The sequence below is a fragment of the Acinetobacter endophylla genome (assembly GCF_053543775.1).
Window position 1 is genome coordinate 96,813 of record NZ_JBLVOM010000240.1, and the last position, 15,915, is coordinate 112,727.

Annotated in this window: 15 protein-coding genes and 1 other RNA gene; 13 read left to right on the top strand and 3 right to left on the bottom strand. The window is 42.6% G+C overall.

Features of this window, described 5'->3' with window-relative positions; translation table 11 throughout:
• Positions 1 to 268 precede the first annotated feature (268 nt).
• The 12 genes from rimO to lpxA all read left to right on the top strand — a co-directional run bounded on the left by rimO (position 269) and on the right by lpxA (position 12,644).
• Positions 269 to 1,612, top strand: coding sequence for a 30S ribosomal protein S12 methylthiotransferase RimO (gene rimO / locus ACNPNW_RS10430; RefSeq protein WP_004646712.1), 1,344 nt, complete (start codon positions 269 to 271; stop codon positions 1,610 to 1,612).
• A gap of 46 nt (positions 1,613 to 1,658) precedes the next feature.
• Positions 1,659 to 2,387, top strand: coding sequence for a UMP kinase (pyrH, locus tag ACNPNW_RS10435; RefSeq protein WP_004646713.1), 729 nt, complete (start codon positions 1,659 to 1,661; stop codon positions 2,385 to 2,387).
• A gap of 80 nt (positions 2,388 to 2,467) precedes the next feature.
• Entirely contained in the window at positions 2,468 to 3,022 is a 555-nt protein-coding gene (gene frr / locus ACNPNW_RS10440; protein ID WP_004279885.1) for a ribosome recycling factor, read from the top strand.
• Between the two features lie 7 nt (positions 3,023 to 3,029).
• Positions 3,030 to 3,782 carry a polyprenyl diphosphate synthase gene (gene uppS / locus ACNPNW_RS10445; protein WP_004646714.1) on the top strand — a complete coding sequence of 251 codons (753 nt, stop codon included), beginning with the start codon at positions 3,030 to 3,032 and terminating at the stop codon, positions 3,780 to 3,782.
• Between the two features lie 3 nt (positions 3,783 to 3,785).
• On the top strand, positions 3,786 to 4,610 hold the full coding sequence (locus ACNPNW_RS10450) for a phosphatidate cytidylyltransferase (RefSeq protein ID WP_004646715.1): 825 nt from the start codon (positions 3,786 to 3,788) through the stop codon (positions 4,608 to 4,610).
• The gene (gene ispC / locus ACNPNW_RS10455; protein ID WP_004646717.1) at positions 4,611 to 5,807 is read left to right on the top strand and encodes a 1-deoxy-D-xylulose-5-phosphate reductoisomerase; all 1,197 of its coding nucleotides are present in this window, start codon (positions 4,611 to 4,613) and stop codon (positions 5,805 to 5,807) included.
• A gap of 3 nt (positions 5,808 to 5,810) precedes the next feature.
• A complete protein-coding gene (gene rseP / locus ACNPNW_RS10460) occupies positions 5,811 to 7,166 on the top strand; it encodes an RIP metalloprotease RseP (protein WP_420937257.1) in 1,356 nt (451 codons plus the stop codon).
• A gap of 39 nt (positions 7,167 to 7,205) precedes the next feature.
• Positions 7,206 to 9,716 carry an outer membrane protein assembly factor BamA gene (gene bamA, locus ACNPNW_RS10465; RefSeq protein ID WP_448766966.1) on the top strand — a complete coding sequence of 837 codons (2,511 nt, stop codon included), beginning with the start codon at positions 7,206 to 7,208 and terminating at the stop codon, positions 9,714 to 9,716.
• A gap of 80 nt (positions 9,717 to 9,796) precedes the next feature.
• Positions 9,797 to 10,294 (top strand): OmpH/Skp family outer membrane protein, encoded by a 498-nt coding sequence (locus ACNPNW_RS10470; protein WP_004646720.1) that lies wholly within the window; start codon positions 9,797 to 9,799, stop codon positions 10,292 to 10,294.
• Between the two features lie 3 nt (positions 10,295 to 10,297).
• Positions 10,298 to 11,368 carry a UDP-3-O-(3-hydroxymyristoyl)glucosamine N-acyltransferase gene (gene lpxD, locus ACNPNW_RS10475; RefSeq protein ID WP_004646721.1) on the top strand — a complete coding sequence of 357 codons (1,071 nt, stop codon included), beginning with the start codon at positions 10,298 to 10,300 and terminating at the stop codon, positions 11,366 to 11,368.
• Positions 11,369 to 11,373: 5 nt separating this feature from the next.
• On the top strand, positions 11,374 to 11,859 hold the full coding sequence (fabZ, locus tag ACNPNW_RS10480) for a 3-hydroxyacyl-ACP dehydratase FabZ (RefSeq protein ID WP_026055766.1): 486 nt from the start codon (positions 11,374 to 11,376) through the stop codon (positions 11,857 to 11,859).
• A complete protein-coding gene (gene lpxA, locus ACNPNW_RS10485; protein WP_004279876.1) occupies positions 11,856 to 12,644 on the top strand; it encodes an acyl-ACP--UDP-N-acetylglucosamine O-acyltransferase in 789 nt (262 codons plus the stop codon). The genes fabZ and lpxA overlap by 4 nt, the downstream gene beginning before the upstream one ends.
• A 60-nt stretch (positions 12,645 to 12,704) precedes the next feature.
• On the opposite strand, the gene ACNPNW_RS10490 is transcribed toward lpxA, so the two are convergent.
• Positions 12,705 to 13,502, bottom strand: a complete 798-nt coding sequence (locus ACNPNW_RS10490) for a tol-pal system YbgF family protein (RefSeq protein WP_004646724.1) — start codon at positions 13,500 to 13,502, stop codon at positions 12,705 to 12,707.
• Positions 13,503 to 13,796: 294 nt separating this feature from the next.
• Here ACNPNW_RS10490 and ffs point away from each other — a divergent pair.
• Positions 13,797 to 13,893, top strand: an RNA gene (gene ffs / locus ACNPNW_RS10495) — signal recognition particle sRNA small type.
• Positions 13,894 to 14,106: 213 nt separating this feature from the next.
• Here ffs and ACNPNW_RS10500 read toward each other — a convergent pair.
• Positions 14,107 to 14,724 carry a regulatory protein RecX gene (locus ACNPNW_RS10500; RefSeq protein ID WP_004646725.1) on the bottom strand — a complete coding sequence of 206 codons (618 nt, stop codon included), beginning with the start codon at positions 14,722 to 14,724 and terminating at the stop codon, positions 14,107 to 14,109.
• Positions 14,725 to 14,815: 91 nt separating this feature from the next.
• Positions 14,816 to 15,859: a recombinase RecA gene (recA, locus tag ACNPNW_RS10505; protein WP_004279873.1), complete on the bottom strand. Its 1,044-nt coding sequence runs from the start codon at positions 15,857 to 15,859 to the stop codon at positions 14,816 to 14,818.
• Positions 15,860 to 15,915 lie beyond the last annotated feature (56 nt).

The following is a 15,915-nucleotide window of genomic DNA, read 5'->3' on the forward strand; positions in this document are numbered from 1 at the left end:
ATTTGATGCAAGATGCACGCCAACTTTTATGACGAGAGATTATTTATTGCGATGAAATGCAGAAATGTGACAGAGCAACACAATTCATCTTAGATATAGCGGATTAAATTGAAGCTGTAAATCTAAAATGATTCATTTTGGTGCATGAGTGGGTATGTTGAATATTTTATGGCAATATTTTAGTGCATGATGCAAAGAGTCAGGTTTTCAACTATTTTTATGATGCGAAAAGACATACAATACGCGCATTCTAGTAGAGCGAAAATTCATGAAGTCCCCCAAAGTCGGTTTTGTATCTTTAGGTTGTCCTAAGGCATTGGTAGATTCTGAACGTATTTTAACCCAGTTAAAGACTGAAGGTTATGACGTCGCTTCGGATTATGACGGTGCTGATTTAGTTGTAGTAAATACCTGTGGTTTCATTGAATCCGCAGTGCAAGAATCGCTAGATGCGATTGGTGAGGCGATGAGCGCGAATGGTCGCGTGATCGTAACAGGTTGTCTAGGTAAAGACGAAGACAAGATTCGCCAAATGCATCCCAATGTCCTGAAAGTGACAGGTGCAGCGGCATATAAAGAAGTTATGGATGCGGTTCATCAATACGTACCTGAGCCGCCAAAACACAATCCATTTATTGATCTGGTTCCAGAGCAAGGCATCCGCCTGACGCCAAAACACTATGCTTATCTGAAAATATCTGAAGGCTGCAACCATCGTTGTACCTTCTGTATTATTCCAAGCATGCGTGGCGATCTGGTTTCACGTCCAGTCGGTTCTGTGCTTGATGAAGCTGCAGCGCTGAAACGTGCCGGTGTAAAAGAAGTACTCGTCATCTCCCAGGATACTTCTGCTTATGGCCTGGACACGAAATACAAGCTGGATTTCTGGAATGGCCAGCCGGTTAAAACCAAATTCTATGACATGTGTGAAGCATTAGGTCAGTTGGGAATCTGGGTGCGTTTGCACTATGTTTACCCGTATCCGCATGTGGATGCTGTGATTGACCTGATGGCACAAGGTAAAATCCTGCCTTATCTGGATATTCCATTCCAGCACGCGAGTCCAAAAATTCTCAAACTGATGAAACGCCCTGCGCACAGTGAAAATACACTGGAGCGTTTGAAAATCTGGCGCGAGAAATGTCCTGATCTGGTGTTGCGTTCAACATTTGTGGTGGGCTTCCCGGGTGAAACTGAAGAAGACTTCCAGATGTTACTGGACTGGCTGAAAGAAGCCCAGCTGGATCGTGTGGGATGTTTTACCTATTCGCCAGTTGAAGGTGCGACAGCAAATGATTTGCCAGATCACGTTCCTGAAGAAATTAAACAAGAGCGTTATGAGCGTTTCATGCAGGTTCAGCAAGAAATCTCGGCAGCCAAACTCCAAAAACGTATCGGTCAGACCATGACTGTGCTGGTAGATGACCTGGAAGATGAATTCCCGGTAGCGGTTGCGCGTTCTTATGCAGATGCACCTGAAATTGATGGTAATGTTTTTGTTGAAGATATCGATAAAAGCGTCATCAAGGCGGGGGATTTACTTGAAGTCGAAATTACTGATGCAGATGAATACGATCTGTATGCAAAACTCATTTCAGTCAAGTCTGCTTAAGATTTTGAATTAAAAAAATTTAAATTGAATACTTTGGAGTTTGATGATGTTGGATTCTAAAAAGCCACGCTTTGGTCGCATCCTGTTAAAGCTTTCTGGTGAGGCGCTGGCAGGCAATAAAGACATGGGGATCGATGCACAAGTGCTCGATCAGATGTCACTTTCTATTGCGCACCTCGTGGGTTTAGGCGTACAAGTAGGTATTGTTGTGGGTGGTGGTAACCTGTATCGCGGTAGCCAGCTACAAAAAGATGGTCTGGTTGGCCGTGTAACTGGCGACCAGATGGGTATGCTGGCAACAGTCATGAACGGTTTGGCACTTCGCGACGCTTTGGTGCGCCGTAATATTAAAACCCGTTTAATGTCTGCATTGCCGATTGGTGCTGTAGTTGAGTCTTACTCAAGCCGTGATGCGATCCGTTACCTGACTCAGGGTGAAGTGTGTGTATTCGTGGCAGGTACAGGTAATCCGTTCTTTACGACAGATACTGCTGCTTGTTTACGTGGTATCGAAATCGAATCAGACTTGATTTTGAAAGCGACCAAAGTTGATGGCGTATATAACAAAGATCCAAGCAAATATGATGATGCGGTTAAATATGACACATTGACTTTTGACCAGGTTCTGGACGAAAAGCTGGGTGTAATGGACTTAACTGCAATCTGTTTATGTCGTGATCACAACGTGCCGCTACAAGTATTCGATATGAATAAATCTGGCGCATTGCTTTCCGTTGTGATGGGTGAAAAAGAAGGGACTCACGTTACCAATTAATGACGTGAGCACCAAAGCACTTTATACTACACGCTAATTTAGTAATAACCTCTTTTCAAGAATTAAGTAAGGAAGATCATATGATTAACGATCTTAAAAAAGACAGCGAAGACCGTATGAACAAAACTCTAGAATCTCTAGAGCATGGTTTTGCAAAAGTTCGTACCGGTCGTGCGCATCCATCAATTTTAAATAACGTGATGGTTTCTTACTATGGTTCAGACGTTCCATTGAACCAGGTGGCAAACGTAGGTGTTGAAGATTCACGTACTTTGTTAATCCAGCCTTTCGAACGTTCAATGGTTTCTGCAATTGATAAAGCGATTCGTGAATCTGACTTGGGTCTGAACCCAATTACAGCAGATGCGATTCGTGTACCGATGGCGGCGTTGACTGAAGAAACGCGTCGTGACATGCAAAAAGTTGCGCGTAATGAAGCAGAAAATGCCAAAGTAGCGATCCGTAACATCCGTCGTGATGTATTGGGCGATATCAAGGCTTTGTTGAAAGAAAAAGAAATTTCTGAAGACGAAGAGCGTCGTGCTGCTGACGAAATCCAGAAAATTACTGACAAATTTGTTGCTGAAGTTGACAAGCGCTTGGCTGCGAAAGAAGCTGAATTGATGAAGGTCTAATTCATCGATGACCGTTGCTGAAGAAAATCCCCGTCTTCCGAAACATGTTGCCATCATCATGGATGGCAACAATCGTTTTGCCAAAAAAAATCAGATGCAGAAAGGTGATGGACACCGTGAAGGAAAAACGGTTCTGGATCCGATTGTTGAACACTGTAAAAAAAGAAATATCCAGGCTTTAACTGTATTTGCCTTTTCCAGTGAAAACTGGAATCGTCCACAGTTTGAAGTTGAATTGCTCATGAAATTGCTGGTTGACACCATTCATGAACAATTACCCCGCATGGAAAAATTCAATATTGCCTTACGCTTTATCGGTGATCGCAGCCGTTTGTCCCCAGAATTACAGGGGCTTATGTTGCATGCCGAAGAAAGGACTGCTAATTTCAATAGTATGACACTCACTATTGCAATCAGTTATGGTGGTATGTGGGATATGGCACAAGCTGCACAGCGAATTGCCAGCGATGTTTTAACAAATAAATTAGATCTTGATGCAATTAATACTGATGTATTTGGTCAATATGTCAGCCTTGGTGATTTACCTGCAGTTGATCTGCTGATTCGTACGGGTGGGGACTTCCGTCTGTCGAATTTCCTGTTGTGGCAGGCAGCCTATGCAGAGCTGTATTTCACTGAGACGCTATGGCCAGAATTTACCGTTGAAGAACTTGATGATGCACTTGCCGTATTTGGCGGGCGTGAACGTCGTTTTGGTAAAACATCAGAACAGATTCATCAGGAAAAACTTGAGAATTAATACATGTTTGAGCGGATTATAACCGCATTGGTGTTGGTAGCAGTTGTACTGAGCTGTATGTTTGCTACTGAATCACATTATCCAATGTTTGTATTGATGGTTCTTGCTGCTGGGGTGGCCGGTTATGAGTGGTTCAAACTCATGCCGCGAAAATTTAAATATGTCATCAAACCTGTTGCTTGGGGATATGGAGTGCTCACTGCAGCACTTTCAGCTTTGGCATTGTATTTTGCCGAAGTTGCCTTATTGTTATGGGTGGCTTCTATAATTACTTGGTTGCTCAGCATTTACTGGGTTAAAACCTATCCTGAATATGATGGCTGGTACAACGCCAGCCTGCACGGAATCGGCGTAGTTCTGATCTCTGCTGCGGTTACTGCAATTTTCTCTGTCTGGCAAAGTTCACCGTGGTGGCTGATGTACCTGTTTTTACTGGTATGGGGCGCAGATAGTGGTGCGTATTTTGTGGGTCGTAAATTTGGCAAGAAAAAGTTGGCGCCGAATGTTAGTCCTAATAAATCTGTGGAAGGGCTGTATGGTGGTATTGTTACTTCAATGCTGATTGTAACGGCAGTTGCCTTACTTTATCTGGATATGACCTGGCCAGAACTGATTTTATTCCTGATTCTCTCTGTGGTTACAGTATTTAGTTCGGTACTGGGTGACCTGTTTGAATCCATGATCAAACGTCGTGCCGGTATTAAGGATTCAGGTCGAATTTTGCCAGGACATGGCGGAGTACTGGATCGTATTGATTCTTTGCTTGCTGCAGCTCCAATCTTTGCAGCAGGTATGGCTGTTTTAAAACTTATTGGTGTAGATTTATAAATGTCACAAGCAGTTTGTATACTGGGTGCTACAGGTTCCATTGGTCAAAGTACTTTAAAAATCTTGCAGCGACATCCTGAAGCATACTCGGTTTTTGCTGTGACCGCGCAAAGTCGTATCGAGGAGCTGGTTGAAATTTGCCGGCAATACCGTCCTAAAGTGGCGGTGGTGCCGGCTGAAAAAGTAGATGAACTCTCAAAACGACTCCAGCAACATCATTTGGCTAATATTGAAATTCTGCAAGATGAAGCCGGTTTAATTGCTGTGGCTGAACACGCTGATGTTGATATTGTGATGGCAGCAATCGTTGGGGCTGCAGGATTATTGCCGACATTGGCTGCTGTGAAAGCGGGTAAACGCGTACTGTTGGCCAATAAAGAAGCTTTGGTGATGTCGGGTGACATCATGATGCAGGCAGCGCGCGATCATGGGGCATTACTGCTTCCCGTTGACTCTGAACATAACGCGATTTTCCAATGTCTGCCACAGCATTATTTTGAGGCAGAGCGTCATGGCAAGCCCAAACTGGGTGTATCCCAGATTCTGCTGACCGCGTCGGGTGGGCCGTTTCTGAACCATAGCATGCAGCAACTTGAAGAGGTCACACCTGCCCAAGCTTGCAAGCATCCTAACTGGTCCATGGGTCAAAAAATTTCAGTCGATTCTGCTACCTTGATGAATAAAGGTTTAGAATTGATCGAAGCCTGCCATTTGTTTGCAGTTCAAGAACAATTTGTTACAGTTGTTGTGCATCCACAGAGTATTATTCACTCCATGGTTCAATACGTTGATGGTTCGACTTTGGCACAAATGGGTAATCCAGATATGGGCACGCCTATTGCACATGCTTTGGCATGGCCTGAGCGTATTAGTACGCATGTGGCGCCACTGGATCTGTTTATGCATTCACAACTTAATTTTCAAGAACCGGATATGCTCCGTTTCCCTGCATTAAAACTGGCCCGTCAGGCCATGCAGAGTGGCGGAATTGCACCTACGATTTTAAATGCGGCCAATGAAATTGCAGTTGCTGCATTTTTAAATCAACAGATCAGATTTACCCAAATTCCTCAGGTAGTTGAGCATGTCCTAAATCAGATGGACAATCAACCTGCACATGATCTGGACGCTATCTTGCAAGCAGATCAAATGGCACGAGGTGTATCACAGCAATACGTTGTGAGTAAAGGAAGTTAAGATATGAATGCCTTGTTTATGATTGCCGCAGCAATTCTCTTACTCGGTCCCTTAATTGCGATTCACGAGTTCGGTCACTATATTGTGGCGCGTAAACTGGGCGTTAAAGTATTGGTCTATTCGATTGGATTTGGGCCAACATTATTAAAATGGACCTCGAAAAAATCCGGAATTCAGTATCAATTGTCTGCCTTGCCTTTGGGTGGCTATGTCAAGATGCTGGATGAACGTGAAGGTAATGTCGCTGAAGAAGACTTACCCAAAGCTTTTAATCGTCAGCATCCGTGGAAAAGAATCGCCATCGTGGCAGCGGGACCATTAATCAACCTGATTTTTGCAGTTCTTCTATTCTGGGTGTTATTTTTACCGGCACAAGAACAGCTCAATACCCGTGTAGGCAAAATTTTACCAAATACGCCTGCTGCAACCGTACAAATGCAGCCGGGCGACAAAATTGTAGCTGTGGATGGTACTCAGGTGGAAACTTGGGAAAAACTCAGTTATGCCTTGGTAGATCGTGTTGGTGAAACTGGCGTAGTTTCTATTCAGGCAGATCGCGCTGGTGAAAACAAACTGTTTCAGTTGCCGATTCAAAACTATTTAAAAGATCAAAGTCAATCGCCGCAAGAAAGCCTGGGGTTCTTGCCTTATCGGCCAGAAATTCCGGCAGTGATCAGCAAGCTGAGTGAAGATGGTGCAGCCATCCGTCAAGGTTTGAAAGAAGGCGACAAGATCCTGGCTATTGACGGCGTTCAGATGAAAGACTGGTTTGATGTGGTGCAGGTGGTACAGGCATCTCCAGAAAAATTACTCAAAATGGATGTTCTACGCGAAAATCAGGTGGTTCAGCTAGAAGTCATGCCGCAAGGCAAACGTGACAATATGGGCAATGTGACCGGTATGCTGGGCGTACAAAGCGATCCGGGTAAACTGAATATTCCTGCAGAATATAAACAGACCATTCATTACTCGCCAGGCGAAGCACTGGTAATGGCGTTTGATAAAACAGCACATTTATCTTCGATGATTCTGAACTCGATTGTCAAAATGGTACGTGGCCTGATTGGCCTGGATAATTTATCAGGTCCAATTACCATCGCCAAAGTGGCAGGACAAAGCGCAGAAATGGGCTGGGAAACTTTTATTTCCTTTATGGCGCTAATGAGTGTAAGTTTAGGAATATTAAATCTACTACCCATTCCAATGCTTGATGGCGGACATCTGGTTTACTATTTTGTTGAATTAATTCGTGGTAAACCTGTTTCCGAACAAATACAATTGGTTGGACTAAAAATTGGTATGGTACTGCTCGGCAGTATGATGCTTCTGGCATTATTTAATGATTTTATGCGTTTATAACAACGTAAATGGAATAAATTAACAGCGGAAAAGACTGGCATGCAGCACACACATTTATTTATGCCTCTGGCACTCGTTAGTGCAATGGCAGTAGCACAACAAGTATATGCAGCAGATGAATTCATTGTACAAGATATAAAATTTGATGGATTAGTACGTTTAACTCCTGACAATGTGTATGGCCTAGTGCCGATTAACAGTGGTGATCGGGTCAATGATCCAGTCATTGCCAATGCAATTCGTAGCATGTATGCATCAGGCCTGTTTGATGACATTAAAGCCGTTCAGCAGGGCAATACCTTGGTTTTCCAAGTTGTTGAACGCCCGGTCATTTCGAAAATCGAATTGAAAGGCAATAAGCTGATTCCTAAGGAAGCACTTGAAGAAGGCCTGAAAAAAATGGGTCTGGCTGAAGGCGAAGTGCTGAAAAAATCAGCACTGCAAACCATTGAAACTGAACTTGAACAGCAATACATGCAGCAAGGTCGTTATGATGCCGATATTACGGTCACCACGACGCCTCGACCAAATAACCGTGTTGAATTGCTGATTGATTTTATTGAAGGTAAAGCGGCTAAAGTTTTCGATATCAATATTATCGGGAATACCGTATTTAAAGAGTCTGATATCAAGCAGGCCTTTGCCGTAAAAGAAAGTGGCTGGAGTTCGGTCATTTCGCGTAATGACCGTTATGCACGTGAAAAGATGGCGGCGAGCCTAGAAGCTTTGCGTGCCATGTATCTGAATCGCGGTTATATCAATTTTAATATTACCAATTCCAGTCTGAACTTGAGTGAAGATAAAAAGAATGTTTTCATCGAAGTTTCTGTGGATGAAGGCGAACAATTTAAATTTGGTCAAACCAAATATTTAGGTGATGCACTTTATAAGACTGAAGAATTACAGGCTTTACAAATTTTCAAAGAAGGCGAAATTTATTCGCAGGAAAAAGTCAACGCGGTTAAGCAGTTATTGCAGCGTAAGTATGGTAATGCAGGTTATTACTATGCAGAAGTCAATATTGTTCCTCAAATTAACAACGAAACCAAACTGGTTGATCTAAATTATTATATTAATCCGGGTCAGCAAGTCACGGTGCGACGTATTAATTTCACTGGTAATACGAAAACTGCAGATGAAGTACTACGTCGTGAAATGCGCCAAATGGAAGGTGCACTTGCTAGTAATGAAAGGATTGACCTGTCTAAGGTCCGTCTGGAGCGTACCGGGTTCTTTAAAACTGTCGATATCAAACCTGCACGTATTCCGGGTGCACCAGATCAGGTGGACTTGAATGTTGCCGTTGAAGAGCAGCATTCAGGGACCAGTACTCTTGCAGTTGGTTTCTCACAAAGCGGTGGTGTAACTTTCCAGGCAGGTTTAAGTCAGACCAACTTCCTGGGTACAGGTAATAGTGTTTCAATCGATTTGTCGCGTTCTGAAACCCAAGATTATTATAACTTGAGCGTGATGGACCCGTACTTCACCATTGATGGTGTGCGTCGCGGCTATAACATGTATTACCGTAAAACCAAGCTGGATGATGATTATAACGTCAATAACTATGTGACAGACAGTTTCGGTGGTGGGATTAACTTTGGTTATCCAATTGATGAAAACCAGAGTGTTAGCCTAGGCCTGAACATTGATCAGACCGATGTGACCACTGGTCCATATGTGTCGACTTATGTTGCTGATTATTTGGAACGTAATGGCGGAAAAGAAACAAAAAGTGGTGAGTATTGTCCTCAAGCATTAGTTCCAATTAAAGATTCTGCTGGGAATGTTACTGGTTACCAGCCTTGCCCTAATCCAGTTCCATATGGTCAAGAATTCCAGGGTGATTTTTTGACTTATAACCTTAATTTAGGTTGGTCTTATAATACCTTAAATAGACCGATGTTCCCGACAACGGGTATGTCACATCGTGTCAATGCTGAAATTGCCTTGCCAGGTAGTGATGTCGAGTATCAAAAAGTCACTTATGACGCTCAGGCATTTTTCCCATTAGGCAAAGATTTTGTCCTGCGCGGTTATGGTAAGTTGGGTTATGGTAATGACTTGCCATTCTACAAGAATTTCTATGCAGGTGGTTTTGGTTCGGTTCGTGGTTATGAAAATAGTACATTAGGTCCTAAATATCCAGGTGTATATTTCTCTGATACAGGTCAAACGGATCCTTCTCCTGAGGAAGTAGGTGGTAATGCACTAATTCAATTTGGTACCGAATTAGTGCTTCCAGTACCATTTAAAGGGGATTGGGCACGTCAGGTTCGTCCAGTCATCTTTGCTGAAGGTGCACAAGTGTTTGATATCCAATGTGATGTATCAAATGAAAATATTTTCGTTAATGGCACTTCAGTAAATGGAAAGCAGTACTGTAAAGATAACTTCGGTTTCGATGCAGATAATATGCGCTATAGCGTGGGTGCAGGTTTCACCTGGATCACTATGATTGGACCATTATCACTTAGCTATGCTTATCCGTTGAATAAAAAAGACGGTGATGATACTAAAAACATCCAGTTCGAAATTGGACGTACTTTCTAAAATCGTTTTGACCTAGAAACTAAATTTTGCTCATAAAGCCTGCAGGTTTTGTGAGCAAATTTTTTTGAATGAGTAATAATATGAAAAAAATGATTATGGCAATGAGCCTGGCTTTGGCAAGTGTTGCTCCTTTGACTCAAGCGGCTAGTATGGGGGTAATTGACTTGGAGCGTGTGGTTGAAGGTAGTACTTATCTGAAACAACAAAACACGATATTCCAGCAAAAAATTCAGCCACAAACCACTAAGATTGAGCAACTCAGCAAAGAGCTGGAAACTTTGCAGCAACGTGCTCAATCCAATACCAAGCTCAGTGAGACTGAAAAACAGAAAATGTCTGTGCAATATCAGGCTAAGTTGCAAGAATTGAATCAGTTACAGCAATCTGTACAGACGAATGTCCAAAGCTCGATTCAGCAGATCCGAATTGTATTTGATGCACGGGTAAAGCAAATTGCTGAACAATTGCGTAGAGAAAACAACCTGGATGTGGTTTTAAATAAAAATTCAGCGCTTGCTTATGATGCTAAATATGATTTAACTGATAAAATGATTCAAAAGGTTAATGCAATTAAATAATCAATGAATCATCAACAGCTTCAGTTAGCTGATCTCGCTCGCCTGGTTCAGGGCGAGTGCATAGGTCAGACAGATTTACGTTTGAGCGCTTTGGCCAGTCTTGAACAGGCAACTTCACACGATCTGGCATTTGTGAATGCCGATAAATATGTAGAGCAGGCCAATCAAAGTCAGGCAGGTGCTTTAATTGTCACGGCTGAACTAAAACAACAGATAACTTCACATCAAAACTTTATTGTTGTGGCAAATCCCTATCTGGCTTTTGCGATTCTGACGCATGTCTTTGAGAAAAAACATCGCCAGCGTGGCATTGAGAGTACTGCTCAAATTCACCCGTCGGCAGTGATTGCGGACGATGCTTATATTGGTCATTACGTGGTGATTGGTGAGCATTGTGTCGTGGGTGCGAATACGATTGTTCAGGCGCATGTGCAGATCGATGATGATGTCGAGATCGGTCAGGACTGTTTTATTGACTCACATGTGACCCTCACCGGCGCAGCAAAAATTGGTAATCGGGTGCGCATTCATGCCAATAGCGTGATTGGTAGCGAAGGGTTTGGTTTTGCACCTTATCAGGGTAAATGGCACCGTATTGCGCAATTAGGTTCTGTATGCATTGAGGATGATGTGCGTATTGGGTCAAATTGTAGCGTAGACCGTGGTGCACTGGATGATACGATTTTGCAACAGGGTGTGATCATTGATAATCTTGTGCAAATCGCACATAACGTTAAAATTGGTGCACATACCGCGATTGCTGCAAAAACTGCCGTTGCAGGAAGTGTTTCAATTGGCAAAAACTGTATCATTGGTGGTGCCTCTGCGATTTCTGGACACTTGAATATTGCTGATAATGTGACGTTGACCGGAATGTCAATGGTGACAAATAATATTTCTGAAGCTGGAAAATATTCATCCGGGATTGGTCTGTTTGAAAATCAGAAATGGAAACGTACCGTGGTTCGCCTCAGACAATTAGCAGATGTGCCATTGACCCAGGTGATCAAACGACTAGATCATATGCAATCTCAGATTGAGTCCATTGAATCAACATTTAAGTTGCGTAAATAATTATGATGACAGAGTCGAATTTGCCTACATTCACGAAGCCTGAATTGCCAATGAATATTCAAAAGATTCGTGAATATTTGCCCCATCGCTATCCATTTTTATTGGTTGATCGCGTCGTCGAAATTACCGATAATGGCATTGTTGGTTATAAAAACGTCTCAATTAATGAAGAGTTTTTACAAGGCCATTTTCCGAATTATCCAATTATGCCAGGTGTACTGATTGTTGAGGCACTGGCACAAATCTCTGGAATTCTGGGTTTTGTGATGAATAACGAAGTACCAAGTGAAGGTTCTTTGTTCCTGTTTGCCGGTGCGGAAAAAGTTAGATTTAAAAAACAGGTGGTTGCAGGTGACCAATTGGTTTTAAAATCTGAATTAGTGATGCAAAAGCGGGGCATTTACAAATATAATTGTATTGCCACTGTAGATGGCGTCGTCGCAACAACCGCGGAAATTATGGTTTCGCATCAAAAAGTCGAGCAGGCATGAGCAATAATCCCCTTATTCATCCAACTGCCATTATTGACCCGTCAGCAGTCATTGCTGCTGATGTAGAAATTGGCCCATATTGTATTATCGGGCCAAATGTCACTATTGGTGCGGGTAGCAAACTTCATTCACACGTGGTGGTGGGTGGCTATACGCGTATAGGTGAATATAATGAAATTTTCCAGTTCGCCAGTGTAGGCGAGGTGTGTCAGGATCTTAAGTATGCTGGTGAAGAAACCTGGCTTGAGATTGGCGATCACAACAAGATTCGTGAGCATTGCAGTCTGCATCGTGGTACGGTTCAGGACCAGAGCCTGACCAAGATCGGTAGTCATAACCTGCTCATGGTCAATACTCATATTGCACATGACTGTATGGTTGGAGATTATAATATCTTTGCCAATAACGTCGGTGTGGCTGGACATGTCCATGTCGGGGACTACGTCGTCATTGGCGGAAACTCGGGCATTCATCAGTTCTGTAAGATTGATTCTTATAGCATGATTGGTGGTGCATCACTGATTTTGAAAGATGTGCCGGCTTATGTGATGGTTTCAGGTAATCCTGCGCATGCATTTGCCATGAATATTGAAGGCATGCGTCGTAAAGGCTGGTCGAAGACCGTAATCAGCGGTTTACGTGATGCCTTTAAACTGATTTATAAATCAGGTTTAACGACTCAGGAAGCAATCGAGCAGATCCGTACAGGAATTTTGCCGGAAGTGGCTGAAGTACAACGTCTAATTGACTCTCTTGAACAGTCGAAGCGCGGCATTGTGCGCTAAATGTTTGAGGTAATAAAAAAGACACCTGAAGGTGTCTTTTTTATTTTGGGAATTTCTATTTTACTTAAGAAATTTAATTTCCTCAGCTTTCGGATAATTCTTCAATAGCTTTGTTTTGTATTGCGATGCAAGCGTAGTATTCTTTTCAACATCTTTGCTGATGTTATAAAGCTGATACAGGGCAGTGGAGGCTTTTGCAGAATTTGGGTAACGGTCAACGACAATCAGATAATTACGTTTCGCTTCAGTAAATTTTGGCGGGTCAATCGCCAGATTGAATTCCGCTAACCAGAAATAGGCATTGCTGATATAAACGCTATTCGGATTGTTTTTAATAAAGTTTTGCATCGGTGCAATGGCTTTGGCTGCACCGCCATTTTTATAAGCATCTAAAGCCACGGTATAAGCTGCCTTTTCTAGCTCAGCAGGTTGCTTTCCGCTGCTTGCTGTATTGACCTTATTTGTGTTTAGGCTGGGTGCAGTATCCTGTGGGTTTTCCTCCGTTGGATTGTCTTCAGCAGGTTCAATTTTTTGCTGCAATAGTTCGAGACGCTGATCGAGATCGGCATAACGATTGGTCAGTTCATTTTTGAGCCGTTCAATCTCATTTTCCTGTTCTTCCATTTTACCGCGCAAAATCCGCAAGTCATTTTCGAGCTGCTGGTTCTTTTGCATGATTTGCCAGCTGGTATTGGTTTGAACTGCTGGAGTTGCACCAGCCGCAATTGCCGCTGGGGTATTTACTGCGGTTTGATTCGTAGCTTGGCTCAAGCCGCGCGATTCAATCGGAATATTGGCAAATAGAGGCGTGGTAAAGAGTGCTGTCACTGCACACAATACGGTCTTTTTAAACATCATAAAATTTCCATAATTCTTTGTGAGATGCGGATCCGCTGCTCATCTTTTCAAAGTAGATCATTCATATACATTGCACACATTAAAAACGGCATTTTTAGAAAATGCAACAAGGTTTTACAAAGATCATGTGAATCTGAGTGTTGATGGATTGATTGTGAAGATCCCTTAAAAATCAGCAGAAATATCAATATTGTTTTTAAAATAATCAAACGGATAGCTTAAGGGATTATTTTGCGGAACAAGGCTTGCAACTTGATTAAAAATCTCTATACTCTGTTTTTGTAATGGTAGCCCTGCTGGTTACTTCGCAATTGTACTCTATGAACCCCGCCAGGACCGGAAGGTAGCAACGGTAATAGAACTATGATGTGCCGGAGCTTTGCTGGTAGGGTTGCCACCATATTCTTATTATAATAACAATGCGAATTCGCAGTTTTCTATTCTCAAATATCATTTTTTTTCAATATCGTCAAACAGCATTATCTTATTGTTTTAATGATTAAATCATCATTATCTTTTGCCGTGCTTTATTTTATTTTCCAACTAATATTAGATTAAATATCCAATCCTTTTAATTCATTAAGACTTTCAAAGAATATAAGACTTAGTCTTCTGCTTTACGGTTAATGGCCTTGATAATCGCATCCATTTCAAAACCACGATACATTAAAAAACGGATCTGTTTGGCTTTGAGCTTGGGGTCTTTAGGAACTTCGGTGCCATATTTTTTGACTTTTAGTTCATAGGCTTGTTGAACCCAGTCGGTTTCTTTGAGTTCTTCTGAAATCAGAGCAGTATCAATCTTTTTGCTCTTGAGTTTCATTTTAATTTGATTGGGACCTTTGCCTTTACGCTTTTGACTCGACAACATGGTTTCCGCCACACGCTGATCACTTTGATAGTTCTCACGGGACAGTTCTTCAACCAGGTTAATAACTTCATCACGATGCTCTGCATAGAGGGCTAGTTTCTCTATCAGTTCGGCTTTGGAATATTCCTTGCGCGTCAGTACGGCAAAGGCATAAGAACGTAAGCGTGAGCCTGTCAGTCCCGGTTTCTTCTCATCCTGAGTTGGGGTAGAGGAAAACAAACGTTCTTCAGGATCAAATTCAGGAGCGTCTTGGATCGCACTTTTTGCAGGTTGAGCTTGATCTTCAGTATCACCAAATTGCTGTTTTAAAGTTTCATAATCGAGCAGTTTGCTGAATTTCGCGTCTGACATGATTCTCTCGGATTTTAGATTCCCTATATAATAACAAAACGCCCCGGAGGGCGCTGTGTATTGACGTTTAAAGATGATGCATCTAATAAGATCATGCATCTAAAAAGTCAGGTTCTTCCTTGCTATCGTCTTCTTCAACAACCACTGCTTTAGTCAGAAGCTGGTCACGAATCAGTTTTTCAATCGTCTGAGCCATTTCTTTATGCTCTTCCAGATAACGGATGGTGTTGTTCTTACCCTGGCCAATTTTGTCGCCTTGATAAGAATACCACGCACCAGCTTTCTGCACGATTTCTTGCTGTACAGCAAGGTCGATCAATTCACCTAGATGGTTAACACCTTTGCCATAAAGAATCTGGAATAAAGCTTCTTTAAACGGAGGCGCCATTTTGTTTTTCACGACTTTGACTTTGGTTTCAGAACCAACAATCTCGTCACCTTCTTTCACTTGGCCGATACGACGGATGTCCAAGCGAACAGAGGCATAGAATTTCAGTGCGTTACCACCAGTTGTGGTTTCAGGGCTACCAAACATGACACCAATCTTCATACGAATCTGGTTAATGAAGATCACCATACAGTTGGAACGCTTGGCATTACCAGTAATTTTACGCAGTGCCTGGCTCATTAAACGGGCTTGCAGACCCATATGCGAGTCACCCATTTCGCCTTCAATTTCAGCGCGCGGAGTCAATGCAGCAACAGAGTCGACAACGATCATGTCGATCGCGCCAGAGCGTACCAGCATGTCTGCGATTTCAAGTGCCTGTTCACCGTGATCCGGTTGCGATACCAGCAGGTTGTCAATATCTACGCCCAGTTTGCGCGCATATTGAGGATCAAGTGCATGTTCCGCATCGATGAATGCACACGTACCGCCTGCTTTCTGACACTCTGCAATTGCTTGCAGGGTCATTGTGGTTTTACCTGAAGATTCAGGACCATAGATCTCGACGATACGACCTTTAGGTAAACCACCAATACCGAGTGCAATATCCAGCGTTAAAGAGCCTGTAGACACAGCTTCAACTGCCTGAACGGTATTGTCACCAAGACGCATAACTGTATTTTTACCAAACTGTTTTTCAATCTGGCTTAAGGCAGCGTTGAGCGCCTTGTTTTTATTCTCATCCATCTTACAACCTCAATACGATGTCACTAAGTTAGTACTCAAGTGGATGTCTTAAATTA

Bases quoted from the DNA above. Each gene is read 5' to 3' on its own strand.
- rimO (WP_004646712.1), top strand. From the start codon at position 269: ATGAAGTCCCCCAAAGTCGGTTTTGTATCTTTAGGTTGTCCTAAGGCA.
- pyrH (WP_004646713.1), top strand. From the start codon at position 1,659: ATGTTGGATTCTAAAAAGCCACGCTTTGGTCGCATCCTGTTAAAGCTT.
- frr (WP_004279885.1), top strand. From the start codon at position 2,468: ATGATTAACGATCTTAAAAAAGACAGCGAAGACCGTATGAACAAAACT.
- uppS (WP_004646714.1), top strand. From the start codon at position 3,030: ATGACCGTTGCTGAAGAAAATCCCCGTCTTCCGAAACATGTTGCCATC.
- ACNPNW_RS10450 (WP_004646715.1), top strand. From the start codon at position 3,786: ATGTTTGAGCGGATTATAACCGCATTGGTGTTGGTAGCAGTTGTACTG.
- ispC (WP_004646717.1), top strand. From the start codon at position 4,611: ATGTCACAAGCAGTTTGTATACTGGGTGCTACAGGTTCCATTGGTCAA.
- rseP (WP_420937257.1), top strand. From the start codon at position 5,811: ATGAATGCCTTGTTTATGATTGCCGCAGCAATTCTCTTACTCGGTCCC.
- bamA (WP_448766966.1), top strand. From the start codon at position 7,206: ATGCAGCACACACATTTATTTATGCCTCTGGCACTCGTTAGTGCAATG.
- ACNPNW_RS10470 (WP_004646720.1), top strand. From the start codon at position 9,797: ATGAAAAAAATGATTATGGCAATGAGCCTGGCTTTGGCAAGTGTTGCT.
- lpxD (WP_004646721.1), top strand. From the start codon at position 10,298: ATGAATCATCAACAGCTTCAGTTAGCTGATCTCGCTCGCCTGGTTCAG.
- fabZ (WP_026055766.1), top strand. From the start codon at position 11,374: ATGACAGAGTCGAATTTGCCTACATTCACGAAGCCTGAATTGCCAATG.
- lpxA (WP_004279876.1), top strand. From the start codon at position 11,856: ATGAGCAATAATCCCCTTATTCATCCAACTGCCATTATTGACCCGTCA.
- ACNPNW_RS10490 (WP_004646724.1), bottom strand. From the start codon at position 13,502: ATGATGTTTAAAAAGACCGTATTGTGTGCAGTGACAGCACTCTTTACC.
- ACNPNW_RS10500 (WP_004646725.1), bottom strand. From the start codon at position 14,724: ATGTCAGACGCGAAATTCAGCAAACTGCTCGATTATGAAACTTTAAAA.
- recA (WP_004279873.1), bottom strand. From the start codon at position 15,859: ATGGATGAGAATAAAAACAAGGCGCTCAACGCTGCCTTAAGCCAGATT.